The following is a 13,254-nucleotide window of genomic DNA, read 5'->3' as shown; positions in this document are numbered from 1 at the left end:
AAGTAAAAAAACGGTCATTCAAAAAATTTCTTCACTTCTTCGAGCAATTCCTGCTCCCGGCCTTTTACAATAGGAACCTCAGGAATCGAGTGCAAAAAGGCCTTTCCAAAGTTAGTCGTGTCCACTCGGTTATCAAAAACAAATACAATACCGCGATCTGCTTCCCTGCGAATAAGGCGACCAAACCCTTGCTTAAAGCGAAGTACGGCCTCTGGTAAGGAGTATGTTTGAAATGCGTTTTGTCCCATTTTTTTACGCAAAGTAATCTGGGCTTTTGTATACGGATCTTCCAGTGGCGCAAATGGCAGACGCACAATAACCAGACAAGATAAATCATCTCCTGGAATATCAACACCCTCCCAAAAAGTCATGGTTCCCAGTAAAATCGCTTTATCTAAAGCCAAAAACTGTTTGGTTAATCGTGCAGGGCTTCCTGATGATACACCTTGTGCTAAAATACGATATTCTGCAATCGAGGCATCTTGATTCATCTTCCGATATGTTTTTTGTAGCATATCATTGGCCGTAAAAAGCACAAGCATCCGTCCCGAGGTTTCTTTTGCAATCGCACTGAGGTAACTGGCTAACCGGCTCGTATAATCATCTAAAGACGTCCCTTTGACCGGAAGCATATCGGATGGGATTAAAATTCTCGCATTCTCATCATAATGAAACGGTGATTTAATTTGTCTTGTTATGATATCTGCATCCAGTCCCAATTCTGCTTGAATATAGGCAAAAGAATCATTCACAGTGAGCGTGGCTGATGTTAATACAACCGCTTTTTTCGTATCGAAAAAATCTTTTTGCAGCGTATGATTAACTTGTATAATATCCGCCCGAAGCCTCATACTCCCTAACGATTTATGCCGATCTGACTCAATATACAGCATCATCGCCTCTTCTTTTTCGTATAGCATCGTCGCCAACTGATTTTCGGCTTTTTTCCAATCTATGACAAAAGAATAAACCTCTTCCAAAAATGCAGATTCTTTTTCATCGAATACCTCGGCTTTTTGCTTTCCTTCCGTCAAAATCAAGTCCAGTGCAACGCTAACCTCACGCATAAGAAGCAATGCTTTTTCACCAGCGAAGAATAACGCCGCATCCAATTTCTCATCGATCACATTCTCCACCAATATTAGTTCTGTTGTATTTTTATGTGATTTCAATAACTTTTGCGCAAGTAGCCTAAATAAGTCATCCAATGCTTCTTCTAGTTTCACGACCGCAATCTCTACATCAAAAAGTTGGTGCTGCTCGGGAAACATCCATTCTAATCGTTTAAGGATCGCCTCTTTTCCTAACGTTCCCAACCTATTCATAAAAAATTTCATGCGTCGATAAGAGAAAACAAAGCTTTTCTGTGCACGTGCTGCATCCGTGAAGTGATGTGCCTCATCAATGACCGCATACTCATAATCAGGTAACCATTGTCCCTTCCCATAATGATCCTGTAACAGTAGAGCATGATTCACAATGATCAAGTCTGCTGCCTTGGCTTGCTTTTGATTAAAGAGATAAAAATCGTATGCGAGCCATGGATCCTTTGTCGGTGACAGAAACCATCCCGTATGTTTCATACGATTCCAAAATAATTGCCCGCCACCAGACAAATTGACCTCATCAATATCCCCCGTCGTTGTTTCCGTTAACCAAACGAGTAATTGCATTTTTGTAAGTACAACATCATATGTTTTATCGACTTCCGTAAGTAATTGCTCAAATTTAAACAGGTTAATATAATGATCCCTGCCTTTTAACACCACAGCTTGTATGTCAAAACCCGTAAGCGTAGCCAGCAACGGAATATCTTTATGAAATATTTGAGATTGCAAAAGGTTTGTATATGTACTAATCACGATTGGAATTTGCCGTTCTTTCGCAAAATAAATGGCTGGTAAAAAATAGCCCAATGTCTTACCAATCCCAGTTCCAGCTTCTATCAATGTGTCGGTTTCTGCTTTCCATGAATCCATCACTGTATCCATCATCAAAAATTGCCCTACACGTGGTACAAGCGTCACATCCGCCGTCTGGAAAAGCGCGATTTTATCATCATCACTACTTGGATACGTCAAATTATCCGCCCGACTATATTGTGCAACCTTGACATCCTTTTGGCGTATCACAATCCCTCTATATTCCAACCATTGGGGATCTAAACGCTCCATCTCCCGCTCCTTACGCATCTCTATATCAAAAAGCAATTCTGCAAGGAAACCTGTCAAATGCTGTGCTAAGGTGGTTAACTTCCTAATCGTCGCAAGCGGTAACGACTCGAGCTTCTCCAAGAAAAGTAAAAGTAATTCTGCCGTCACCCGCGCATCACTATCAGCTCGGTGCGGGGCATCATGGCCTAACCCAAACTCATCTGCTAAATCCTGAAGCTTAAAACTATCCACAGTGGGATACATAATTCGAGCCAGTTCCACTGTATCTAACAGTTTCATTTTTAATGGTGCCTCCCCAGCTTCCCGCATTTCTTTTTGGAGAAATGTCCAGTCAAAACTCACGTTATGCGCCACGAAAATACCACCATCAATCAACGAATGAATAATCGAAGAGACATCTTCAAACAAAGGTGCATCTTTTACATCTTTGTCCACAATCCCTGTTAATTCCTTTATGAAAGGAGGTATACGTTTCTCTGGATTTAGAAAGGTAGAGAATTGATCCACAATCTTCCCGTCTTCCACAATACATGCTGAAAATTGAATAATTTTATCTGCCTTCGTTGCTTGGTTTCCAGTGGTCTCCAGATCCACAACGATATATCGTCTATTCTTCATGGTCATCCATCCCCTTAACGTATAGAAGCTAGGATCCAAGAACCTAGCCTCTATATTTTACAACATCGTCTGCGCTTTTTCTTCTGGTAAAACTTGCGCGATCTTATTTTCCTTATCTAAAACTACTATTTTAGGCTGATGCTTGCTGACTTCTTCTTCATTAAAAACGCCGTATGCCATAATGATAATCGTATCGCCAACTTGCGTCATCCTCGCGGCAGCACCATTCAAACAAATGATACCACTATTTCGCTTCCCAGGGATAATATATGTCTCTAAGCGAGCACCATTATTATTGTTTACTATCTGTACTTTCTCATTTGGAAGCATATCTACAGCTTCTAAAATCGCTGTATCAATCGTAATACTACCAACATAATGGAGGTTGGCTTCAGTAACAGTAGCTTGATGAATTTTGGCATGCATCATTTCACGCATCATGTCTTTGCACCCCCGTAGTTATTTCATTATCAATCAATCTGGCCTTCGAATATTGTAGACAAATGGCAATAATAATCGGATCATCCAATCGGTTACAGCCTCAAACGAGGGGTATTGATACATATCCAGGTATACCATTCCATGATGCGTCGTTTGCTTATCAATGAAGCTTCTGATATTTGCTAATATAGCCTCTCTATCTCGAGTTTTCGATAATTGCTCTCGTGCTTTAACTAGCGCTTCATGGATAACAGCTGCTTCTTTACGTTCCTGTGCTGTTAAATACACATTTCGTGAACTCTTCGCTAGTCCGTCCTGCTCTCTTACAGTCGGTATAACACGAATCGTTACCGGGAAAAAATAATCAGCAACAAAACCTTCCACCACAGCTACTTGCTGAGCATCCTTCTGACCAAAATAGGCATTCGTAGGCTGAACGAGGTGAAATAATTTCGCTAACACCGTTACGACACCATCAAAATGACCAGGCCGAGCCGCACCGTCTAACACGGAAATTCGTTGTTTCACATGGATCTCAGCCGTTAAGTTCTCTGGGTACATCACTTCAACAGATGGTATAAAAAGGAGATCTACGCCATTCGCCTCCGCCAATTTTCTATCATGCACCTCATCGCGCGGGTAACTTTCCAAGTCTTCATTCGGCCCGAACTGCGCTGGATTCACAAAAATACTCATAACAACTATTTCATTTTCTTGCTTGGCCGCCGCAACAAGCGCTAAATGGCCTTCGTGTAAATAACCCATGGTTGGAACAAAACCGATGCTTTGTTGCTTCTTTTGATAACCTTTTATTTCAGCAGCAAGCATCTCCCTACTACGAATGATTTTCATCTCATTCGCCTCCGTACAAGCCCTGCAATGTCTCGTCGCTCATAGTGAACGTGTTTTCTAGCATAGGAAATGTTCCTGCCTTTACTTCACGGACAAAGCTCCCAAGCGCTTGATCGATCATAGCATCTACATTGGCATACGTTTTGACAAATTTAGCCACACGATCGGTACCATATTGAATCACATCGTGGTAAACCAACACTTGACCGTCAGTTTCCACTCCTGCTCCGATTCCAATCGTAGGGATGGAAACTGCCTGTGTTACTTCTTTAGCAAGCTGCCTTGGGATTGCTTCTAAAACAAGAGCAATCGCTCCTGCCGCTTCCGCCTCCTTCGCATTTTGAAGTAATTCACGCGCGGCACCAAGTGATTTAGCTTGCACTTTATAGCTACCAGTCAGTCCTACCGTTTGAGGCGTTAAACCTAGATGCGCGACAACTGCTACACCACCAGCACTTAGATGCGCGATCTTTTCAAAGACATTACCAGCACCTTCCACTTTCAGCGCATTGGCACCAGTTTCTTGGATCATCTGTCTCGCATTCCGAATGGTTTCTTCCACAGAACCATGGTAGCTTAAAAAAGGCATATCCATGACGACAAACGTACTTGGAGCACCACGTCGCACCGCTTTCGTATGATGAATCATATCCGCAATCGTAACTGGAATGGTCGAGTCATAGCCGAGCACAACCATTCCGAGCGAATCACCAACGAGAATCATATCGATTCCCGCCTTCTCCGCATTTTTTGCGGACGGATAATCGTATGCCGTTAACATTGTTACTTTTTCCTGCGTCGCTTTCATTTGCAAAAAATCAACAGGTTTTTTCATCATTATCTTCTCCTCTTGTCTCTGTCCAAAAAAGCGGATCAAAGCAAAATATTTTCTTTAAAAGAAAGCATGTACCGTTCTTTACTAGATACAGTCAATGATTGCCTTCCTCCATGCTATAGTAACACATTTCGACGCATTTCGAAAGTTCTTAAACCCGCGGAAAATACAGCTTTTATCAAGAAAAACGCATGCTATTCTCGAATGAATTCGTGATCATGCGTTTCTTCTAACTATTTGCTATATTTTTCAAACCATGCTTTTAATGCAGCTTTATCATCATTCCCATCATACCGCGCAACTTCTTTACCATTTTCCAAGTAATAGATGACGGGGACTGTCTTTACTTTCATATCTTGTAAAAACGTTTTTGTCTTCTCTTCATCTTTTTCTCGTGCAGCATCTGTATCAAAGTACGCAAGCCGCATATCCTTGTCTTTTAAAACACTATCCAATGTTGGTTGGAAAGCTTGGCAATCTGGGCATGTTGGTCTACCGATGTAAACAAAGCCACTCTCTTTCTTGTCCACTTTTGACTGGAATTCTGCCATCGTAATCTTATCTAACTGCTTGCTATCTTCTGTCGATGTATTGCCACATGCAGTGAGCACCAACATAATACCTACGATACTTAAAAAAAATTAATCTCTTCATTCCTTCAAAACTCCTCTTTTATATCGGTAAAATCAGATGAATATCTAGCGGCTCCAACTCAAATAAGTAAATATCTGGTGGATTCGCTAACTCTGCTCCCAATCTTAAATAAAAATCAACCGTATTCCGAACTGGTGTGGCGGATATATATAATTCCTTCGCCCCAAGTTCATTCGCTTCTTGTGAAATAATATCGACAAGGCGCCTGCCAAGGCCTTTATGCCGATAGTCATGACTAACATAGAGCATGTCTAACTTCATTGTTCGGCCGTTAATTAAATAACTCTCTAGTGAGACCAAACCAACAATGTGATCCTTCTCAAATGCACCAATAATAATGCCATCTCGGTCAAATATAGATTCTAGGCGCTGCGTATAAAGCGCTAACTCACTTTCTAACCATCCATCGATATCATAATATTCCTTTACTAATCGTAATTCGTGATTTCGAATGTAGTAGACTTCATCCACTAACTCCTTGCGATCAATCTCCTTTAACAGAGACAACTCTTTGCGACTCAACCATCTAAACTCCATCTACAACGCTCCTTTTTGGCGGTTTTCCCTAGTATACATGACTACCTAAGAAAAGAAAAAACGCCAAAAAAGATTTTATTTCTCATTTTGCCTAGCTCCCAAATAAAATTAAAAGCCTATCCGTATTTTTTCATAGCTGATGAGCTCTTTTCTAAATCCCTTTTCTCAAGAAAAAAAGAAATTTACTAGCCTAACAAAATATCTGCAGAAAAGATCGCATGTTCTTCCCCGACAGCATCTTGCACAATGAGGACACCCTCATCGGAGATACCTTTGACGGTACCGCGAATTTCACCTTTTAACGTTTTCGCGATAATCTTTTCACTAAAAGGAATCGCCCTGGCCTCCCATAGTAGCTTGATTGGAGCAAAACCTTGATTTAAGAATAGTTCATAGTATTTCTCCAATTGACCGACAATTTCACCATATAAGGCACCTCTTGAAATCGGATGTCCCGCTAGAATAGCTAAAGATGTCGCTTTTTCACGTAATTCTTCTGGAAAAGCATCTTGATTCACATTGATGCCTGTGCCAATGATAACCGCGTGAACTTGCTCCGCTTCCGCCTGCATCTCGGTCAAAACTCCGCATACTTTGCGCTTGTCAATATATAAATCATTGGGCCACTTGATTTGTGGTTCAAGCCCTGTGACATTCTCTATCGCCTCTGCAATTGCTAAGGAAGCAATGAAGGTAAATTGGGGGACTTGCTGCATTGGTATTTCTGGACGCAAAATCGTACTCATCCAAATACCTGTCCCTTTTTGGGAATTCCAGGGCCTCGCTAAACGACCTTTTCCAGCCGTTTGCTGATCAGCAACGATGACAGTTCCGCTCGGTGCTCCCTCTCCAACAAGCTGATGCGCAATAATCTGGGTCGATGTCACATCTGGATAAAAAGCTACCTGTTGTCCGATAAATTTTGTTTTGGCATGAAAATACAATATATCTTCTGCAAATGCGTCCTCTGTTGGCCTAATCGCGTAGCCACTTCCACGCTTAGCATCAATTTCAAAACCAGCTTTTTTTAATTCCTCAATCTGTTTCCATACAGCAGTTCTACTACAATTCAATGCACCTGCTAGTTCTTGCCCTGAAACCAAACCGCCTTCTGCCGCTCGAAAAACATCTAATAATTTGCGTCGTTTAACTGATAACATGTTTCACCCATCCTTTAATTTCCTCTGGTGTATTAGCGATATCGCCTTCAATAATTGCTTGATCAAGCTGTGCTAGTAATACTTTCAGCCATGGCCCGCCCTTTTTGCCAGTCCAAGCCATAATATCATTTCCTGTTGCTTTTATATCACTACGAGACTGTACACAAAAATCGGCAAAACGTGCATATAAAGCGTCCCATACAGTTATTCCTGTTCGAACGAAGCGTCCTTTTTCAATCAGTGCGACCGTATCCATCCCTGTTACAAACAACTCATAGTCACTCCACACTGTTTTTTCAGCTAGTGCATACGCTTTTGTCACATCACGAATCAGCTTATTCGGCAATTTCCATGCGCGTAGAAAAATTGATGCGTTCACCGGCTGTACGGCCAATACGACAACAAACCAAATCGTAGTCTCATCTTTTACAGTTGCTAAATCCCATTTATCCAGTCGCTCTAGCGCATCGTTTCGACCTTTCAACCCTGGCAAAAATGGTAAAATGCCTAGCTCATGAAGCAAGGGAAGCGCTACTTTTACAGCCTCACCGCGCATTAATTTCACAAACTCTACTGCAATCCGCTCCACCGCAATATTTTCTAAAAGCTCACTGTTTTGCAATATCGCATCGTATGTATTTTTTTCCAAATCGAAACATAATTGGCTCACAAAACGAACACCACGCATCATCCGTAGCGCATCTTCATGGAATCGTTCGAAAGGTACACCAACGGCACGAATTTGTTTTTGTGCCATGTCTTGTTGCCCTCCAAAAGGATCAATGAAATGGCCATCCAATCCCATCGCAATCGCATTCATCGTGAAGTCACGGCGCTCTAAATCTTTTTCCAAAGAACGGATAAACACCACTTCGTCTGGTCGCCTGAAGTCCGCATAAGTCCCCTCCGTCCGAAACGTTGTTATCTCATATATTTCTCCTGCCTCGAGCACCGAAACCGTTCCATGCTCAATGCCCGTATCAAATGTCCTCGTGAAGACCTGTTTGACTTCCTCCGGAAATGCGCTCGTCGCAATATCAATGTCTGCCACTGGTCGCCTAAGCAACGTGTCACGCACCGAACCACCTACAAAATAAGCCTCAAAACCAGCCTGTTCTAGTTTTGCTAAAACAGGCACGGCCTTTTTTAAAAATGTCTTTCATAACTAGTTGCTCCTATTCTTCATTGCGTCTTAAGTCGCGCCAATCCATGAATCCTTCTTGCAAACCGCGCAATAATACTTCAGCTGTTCCGATATTAGTCGCAAGTGGAATTTCATAAACATCGCATAATCTTATGAGCGCGGTCACATCTGGTTCGTGTGGTTGCGCTGCAAGTGGATCGCGTAAGAAGATCACCAAGTCCATCTTGTCCTCAGAAATTCGAGAACCGATTTGTTGATCGCCACCGAGCGGACCTGACTGAAAACGGTGTACCGAAAGTCCAGTCGCCTCCATGATTCGCAAACCAGTCGTTCCTGTTGCGAATAACTTGTGTGGCTCTAGGATGAGTTTATAAGCTAGTGTCAGCTCTATCATCAATTCTTTTTTACGATCGTGTGCGATTAAGGCAATGTTCATGTGTTAACCACCCCTCATCAAATTAAATTTTCTAAACCATAAACAAGCGTATCGAGCTCTGCTGTTTTTCGGATGGAAAAGCGACGCCTGACATGAAAGAAATTCGGTCGTAAGAATCATGCGAATCGTGAGACCCTGACCTTCCGCGCCAAATTGTACTTGTTGGTGAGCGATGAGACCTGGCAAACGAACACTGTGAATCCGCATTCCTTCATAATCTGCGCCTCGTGCACCTTTCATTATCTCCTCTTCATTTGCCGCACCTTGCTGTTTTGGCTCGCGAACTTCTGCCATCATTTCTGCTGTCTTTACCGCGGTACCACTTGGCGCATCTAGTTTATTGTCATGATGCAATTCGATAATCTCCACATCTGGGAAGTATTTCGCCGCTTTTTGCGCAAACTGCATCATAAGCACCGCTCCTACCGCAAAATTAGGCGCAATAATCGCACCAATTTTTTTCGAGGCTGCAAGCTCTGTTAGTTCTGTAATTTGCTCTGGTGTGAATCCAGTCGTTCCAACCACTGGACTTACGCCATGTGCCAAGACGAGCTTGGTATTGTAATAACCGACTTTAGGTGTCGTAAAATCAACAACAGCATCCAATGTCACATCCGTCAGCAATTTTTCCAAATCATCAAATACTGGTACATCTAAATCCGAAAAATCAGCAATCTCAGAGATGTTTTTCTCTTTCGGCGCATGATCGAGTACTGCAACAAGTTCCAAATCTGCTTCACGGAGGACCGTTTTCACTACCTCATGCCCCATTCTACCCTTAAAACCTAGTACTGCTACCTTCATTATTTGTCCTCCTTCTTGGTCCATCTATCGGCGTCACGTTCCTTGAATTTCTTCATGACCGTATCGTGGGCCTCTTCTAAGCTAATATTTAGCGAATTTGCCATACAAATAAGGACAAATAACACATCTCCAAGTTCCGCAGCTACCGTATTCTCTGGTTCGCTAGCTTTCTTTGGCTTCTCGCCGTAATAATGATTAATCTCGCGAGCAAGCTCTCCTGTTTCCTCTGTCACGCGCGCCATCATCGCTAAAGGAGAAAAATATCCCTCTTCAAATTGACCAATCAACGCGTCTACCTCATCTTGCAACTGCTGCATCGTTTTTGCCATGCTTTATTTCGCTCCTTTGTGGTAAACTAACGTAAGGCTTTATTTACCCATTTTACGTCTGTTATAATCATTATAGCTAAGAAGTCCTTGCTACGTCTATAAAAAGGAATTCGTTCATTTAAGCACTAAAAAAGGGAGTGAAGGTCTATGTGGCAAGATGTTCGTGTTAAAAATATCGTATTTATCTTACTTGGAACAACTATTTATGGATTTGGGCTTGTCAATTTCAATATCGCAAATGATCTTGGAGAAGGTGGATTAACTGGGATTACCTTGCTATTACTTCATTTTACAGGCATCGATCCCGCCTATTCAAACCTTATTTTAAACATTCCGCTCTTTTTCATAGGCTGGCGTATTCTCGGCAATCGTGCGCTTATCTATACGATTATTGGAACAATAGGCCTCTCGCTATCGCTTTGGGTATTCCAGCGCGTTCCTTATCGCCTTGATCTACACGATGATCTTTTACTCGTGGCGCTTTTTGCTGGTGGTTTTACGGGGATTGGGCTTGGTTTTGTCTTCCGATATGGTGGGACAACTGGTGGTAGCGATATTATGGCCCAAGTGTTGCATCGCAAAAAAGGCGTGAGTATGGGCCGGACCTTGTTTGCGATTGACGCCGTTGTACTGACGCTTTCGCTGTCTTATTTAGATGTTCGGCAAGTGATGTATACTCTCGTTGCTGTTTTTATCGGCGCTCGTGTAATTGATTTCATGCAAGAAGGAGCCTATGCTGCCCGCGGTGCCCTCATCATTTCCGCCCACAATGACAAAATTGCCGAGCATGTGATGTTAGCGATGAATCGCGGTGTAACAGTGCTTGAAGGACGTGGAGGCTTTTCGAAAAAAGAGCAAGATGTCCTGTATATCGTGGTTGCGAAGAATGAAATAGTACAGCTGAAAAACATAGTCAACGCGACTGACCCGCACGCCTTCGTCTCCGTTTCCGTCGTGCATGACGTGATGGGAGAAGGGTTTACGTTGGATGAAGATAAGAAACCTTTGATATGAAGTGCTGAAACGATCCGTTAGACTCGAAAAAAATTGTTAGGGGCCGCAGAAAAAGTCCTCTTTTGACTTTTACTGCGACCACGAAGTTTTCGAGAGTCTGGCCGTTGAAGCCGGATCTGATGAAAAGCTGAAACGGCTCGTTCAGCTCCGAAAAAAATGGAGCGGCCGCAGTAAAAAGCCGCTCTTGCTTTTTGCGGAGGGCGTGAAGTTTTCGAGGAGTTGGCCGTTGAAGCTGGATCTGGAGGCGCCTGTCGTGACGAAGTACAAGGATCGAATGCTCATATTGTGGCTCTAATTCAGCAAGGGATGCTTCATAAGAGCCACAACAAAACATAGACCAGCGCAACTTACTCAAAAAGTTCTGAATTTTATTTTAAAATAAGTCTTATTTTGTATCTAAGAGCCGTTTTAATGAACGAATGCTCACTGTGTTCGCACTCATATTGAGGCTCTAATTCAGCAAGGGATGCTTCATAAGAGCCACAACAACAACAAAGGAGCTAAAACCATGGAAAAAATACTAATCGTTGAAGACGATCCAAAAATTGCAACTTTATTACAAGATTACCTACGCAGATACAATCTAGACGCCCACATCACAACCGACTTCGATGACGTGATGCCTCTTTTTGAAGAGCTAGCGCCTCATCTTGTACTACTCGATATCAACTTGCCGAAATATGACGGTTATTTTTGGTGTCGCAAAATTCGCGAAATATCAGTCTGTCCCATTATCTTCATCTCTGCACGTGACGGGGAACTTGATCAAGTCATGGCACTCGAAAATGGAGCGGATGACTATATAACGAAACCGTTCTCCTACCAAGTCGTTATCGCGAAAGTTCGTGCCCAATTGCGACGCGTTTATGGCGATTTTGCCAATCAATATCAAGAACCTGAATTTCATGAAGGTAGCCTCTCTTTTTACCCGTTAAAATTCACGATAGAACGTGCTGGAAAAACGCTCGAACTAAGCAAAAATGAAGCGAAACTGCTCGAAGTCATTTGGCGCACGGCTCCACATGTTGCAAATCGCGATCTTCTATATGAAGAAATTTGGGATGAAGTCACTTTTATTGACGATAATACGCTGAGTGTCAACGTTGCCAGGCTTCGCAAAAAGCTACTGGATCTTGGTGTCAAAGATTCGATCAAATCTGTTCGGGGTTACGGTTATCAGTGGATTTACAAGGAGGAATCATAATGCGCTTATTTTTTCAGAGTCACCTTTCCTTTTTTCTATTCGCACTCATCTTGTCCCTCTCCACTGTAGGCATCTTTTGGCTAGATGGCTACAAAAGCGCTCGTCTTACCATTTACGTCCTATTCCTCTGGGTAGTGCTCAGCATCTTGTTCCTAACTTTCCGCTATATGGGATATCGTCGTGTCTTTAAACGTTTAGAACAAACCGATGTCTTAGCATCAGAATTTCACCCCGACGAAGGTTCATCATTTAGTCAAGCCTTCGAAAGCTATTTAGCGCAACAATATCACTCCTATCAAGTAGACCTTCAGAAATGGCGCGCGAAAGATACCGATCGCAACATCTTCATCAATCAGTGGGTCCATCAAATGAAGACTCCCGTATCAGTCATCGAACTTATGACACAAAACCAATCCGACCCAATGCTTCGTAGCATTCAAGAGGAAACGGATAAAATCAAGCAAGGCCTTGACACGGTCCTTTACACGCTGCGTCTTGAAACGTTTGAAAATGATTTCGTTGTCGAACGCACGGACTTAAGAATACTCGTCACAGAATCTATCAATGAACATAAGCGGCTTTTCATTAGGCATCATCTTTATCCAAAAGTCGAAATCGATCCAGATCTACGTTTAGAGACAGACAAAAAATGGTTTGTTTTCATGCTAGGGCAGATCCTATCCAATGCAATTAAATACTCCCCAAAAAAAGGAAGTAACATCGATATAACAGCTATAACCGAGACGACCGGCTATTTGCTGACCATCCAAGATTATGGTATCGGCATCGAAAAATCGGATCTTCCTCGTGTTTTCCATCCCTTCTTCACTGGAGAAAACGGTCGAAAATACCAACATTCCACAGGTATGGGGCTTTTCCTCGTATCAGAAATATGTCAGAAACTTGGTTATCAGCTCTCCATTGAATCTGAAATTGGCTCCGGCACAACAATCCTTATTCAGATTCCCATTCAAAAATAAACTTACAACAACGTAAGCTTTTGTAATTAGAATCGATACCACCCTTCCCACTTTGTTTGCTACACTAGTCCT

At 42.4% G+C, this 13,254-nt stretch carries 12 protein-coding genes and 2 pseudogenes; 3 read left to right on the top strand and 11 right to left on the bottom strand.

The genetic code is table 11. From position 1 onward, the window contains the following. Positions 1-14 precede the first annotated feature (14 nt). The 11 genes and pseudogenes from dinG to PGRAN_RS01270 all read right to left on the bottom strand — a co-directional run bounded on the left by dinG (position 15) and on the right by PGRAN_RS01270 (position 9,984). Entirely contained in the window at positions 15-2,792 is a 2,778-nt protein-coding gene (gene dinG / locus PGRAN_RS01320) for an ATP-dependent DNA helicase DinG (protein ID WP_036064432.1), read from the bottom strand. Positions 2,793-2,849: 57 nt separating this feature from the next. Next, positions 2,850-3,233 (bottom strand): aspartate 1-decarboxylase, encoded by a 384-nt coding sequence (gene panD, locus PGRAN_RS01315; protein WP_036064430.1) that lies wholly within the window; start codon positions 3,231-3,233, stop codon positions 2,850-2,852. After that, positions 3,223-4,085: pseudogene (panC, locus tag PGRAN_RS01310) on the bottom strand (pantoate--beta-alanine ligase). The gene panD and the pseudogene panC overlap by 11 nt, the downstream one beginning before the upstream one ends. A gap of 1 nt (position 4,086) precedes the next feature. Then, a complete protein-coding gene (gene panB, locus PGRAN_RS01305; protein ID WP_036065206.1) occupies positions 4,087-4,920 on the bottom strand; it encodes a 3-methyl-2-oxobutanoate hydroxymethyltransferase in 834 nt (277 codons plus the stop codon). Positions 4,921-5,153: 233 nt separating this feature from the next. Further along, positions 5,154-5,531 carry a thioredoxin family protein gene (locus PGRAN_RS01300; RefSeq protein WP_159101099.1) on the bottom strand — a complete coding sequence of 126 codons (378 nt, stop codon included), beginning with the start codon at positions 5,529-5,531 and terminating at the stop codon, positions 5,154-5,156. 61 nt (positions 5,532-5,592) lie between these two features. Continuing rightward, on the bottom strand, positions 5,593-6,111 hold the full coding sequence (locus PGRAN_RS01295; RefSeq protein ID WP_036064427.1) for a GNAT family N-acetyltransferase: 519 nt from the start codon (positions 6,109-6,111) through the stop codon (positions 5,593-5,595). A gap of 185 nt (positions 6,112-6,296) precedes the next feature. Further along, a complete protein-coding gene (locus PGRAN_RS01290) occupies positions 6,297-7,271 on the bottom strand; it encodes a biotin--[acetyl-CoA-carboxylase] ligase (RefSeq protein ID WP_036064425.1) in 975 nt (324 codons plus the stop codon). Next, positions 7,258-8,409 (bottom strand): CCA tRNA nucleotidyltransferase, encoded by a 1,152-nt coding sequence (locus PGRAN_RS01285; protein ID WP_036064422.1) that lies wholly within the window; start codon positions 8,407-8,409, stop codon positions 7,258-7,260. The genes PGRAN_RS01290 and PGRAN_RS01285 overlap by 14 nt, the downstream gene beginning before the upstream one ends. A gap of 37 nt (positions 8,410-8,446) precedes the next feature. Beyond that, positions 8,447-8,851: a methylglyoxal synthase gene (gene mgsA, locus PGRAN_RS01280; RefSeq protein ID WP_036064418.1), complete on the bottom strand. Its 405-nt coding sequence runs from the start codon at positions 8,849-8,851 to the stop codon at positions 8,447-8,449. Between the two features lie 17 nt (positions 8,852-8,868). Next, positions 8,869-9,655, bottom strand: a pseudogene (dapB, locus tag PGRAN_RS01275) (4-hydroxy-tetrahydrodipicolinate reductase). After that, a complete protein-coding gene (locus PGRAN_RS01270) occupies positions 9,655-9,984 on the bottom strand; it encodes a nucleotide pyrophosphohydrolase (RefSeq protein WP_036064417.1) in 330 nt (109 codons plus the stop codon). Before PGRAN_RS01270 ends, dapB begins: the two are co-directional and overlap by 1 nt. 147 nt (positions 9,985-10,131) lie before the next feature. Here PGRAN_RS01270 and PGRAN_RS01265 point away from each other — a divergent pair, with 147 nt between their 5' ends. The 3 genes from PGRAN_RS01265 to PGRAN_RS01255 all read left to right on the top strand — a co-directional run bounded on the left by PGRAN_RS01265 (position 10,132) and on the right by PGRAN_RS01255 (position 13,182). Further along, entirely contained in the window at positions 10,132-10,998 is an 867-nt protein-coding gene (locus tag PGRAN_RS01265) for a YitT family protein (RefSeq protein ID WP_036064415.1), read from the top strand. Between the two features lie 508 nt (positions 10,999-11,506). Continuing rightward, positions 11,507-12,202, top strand: coding sequence for a response regulator transcription factor (locus PGRAN_RS01260; RefSeq protein ID WP_036064411.1), 696 nt, complete (start codon positions 11,507-11,509; stop codon positions 12,200-12,202). Beyond that, a complete protein-coding gene (locus PGRAN_RS01255) occupies positions 12,202-13,182 on the top strand; it encodes a sensor histidine kinase (RefSeq protein ID WP_036064408.1) in 981 nt (326 codons plus the stop codon). The genes PGRAN_RS01260 and PGRAN_RS01255 overlap by 1 nt, the downstream gene beginning before the upstream one ends. The last annotated feature ends 72 nt before the right edge of the window (positions 13,183-13,254 follow it).

Origin of the sequence: Listeria grandensis FSL F6-0971 (assembly GCF_000525835.1) — a bacterium.
In the GTDB taxonomy this organism is placed as follows: Bacteria; Bacillota; Bacilli; order Lactobacillales; family Listeriaceae; genus Listeria_A; species Listeria_A grandensis.
The sequence above is the reverse complement of the archived record's forward strand: the minus strand, read 5'-3'. Positions and strand labels throughout refer to the sequence as shown.

Excerpts from the sequence above, each read along its gene's own strand:
- dinG (WP_036064432.1), bottom strand. The coding sequence starts at position 2,792 with ATGAAGAATAGACGATATATCGTTGTGGATCTGGAGACCACTGGAAAC.
- panD (WP_036064430.1), bottom strand. The coding sequence starts at position 3,233 with ATGATGCGTGAAATGATGCATGCCAAAATTCATCAAGCTACTGTTACT.
- panB (WP_036065206.1), bottom strand. The coding sequence starts at position 4,920 with ATGAAAAAACCTGTTGATTTTTTGCAAATGAAAGCGACGCAGGAAAAA.
- PGRAN_RS01295 (WP_036064427.1), bottom strand. The coding sequence starts at position 6,111 with ATGGAGTTTAGATGGTTGAGTCGCAAAGAGTTGTCTCTGTTAAAGGAG.
- PGRAN_RS01290 (WP_036064425.1), bottom strand. The coding sequence starts at position 7,271 with ATGTTATCAGTTAAACGACGCAAATTATTAGATGTTTTTCGAGCGGCA.
- mgsA (WP_036064418.1), bottom strand. The coding sequence starts at position 8,851 with ATGAACATTGCCTTAATCGCACACGATCGTAAAAAAGAATTGATGATA.
- PGRAN_RS01270 (WP_036064417.1), bottom strand. The coding sequence starts at position 9,984 with ATGGCAAAAACGATGCAGCAGTTGCAAGATGAGGTAGACGCGTTGATT.
- PGRAN_RS01265 (WP_036064415.1), top strand. The coding sequence starts at position 10,132 with ATGTGGCAAGATGTTCGTGTTAAAAATATCGTATTTATCTTACTTGGA.
- PGRAN_RS01260 (WP_036064411.1), top strand. The coding sequence starts at position 11,507 with ATGGAAAAAATACTAATCGTTGAAGACGATCCAAAAATTGCAACTTTA.
- PGRAN_RS01255 (WP_036064408.1), top strand. The coding sequence starts at position 12,202 with ATGCGCTTATTTTTTCAGAGTCACCTTTCCTTTTTTCTATTCGCACTC.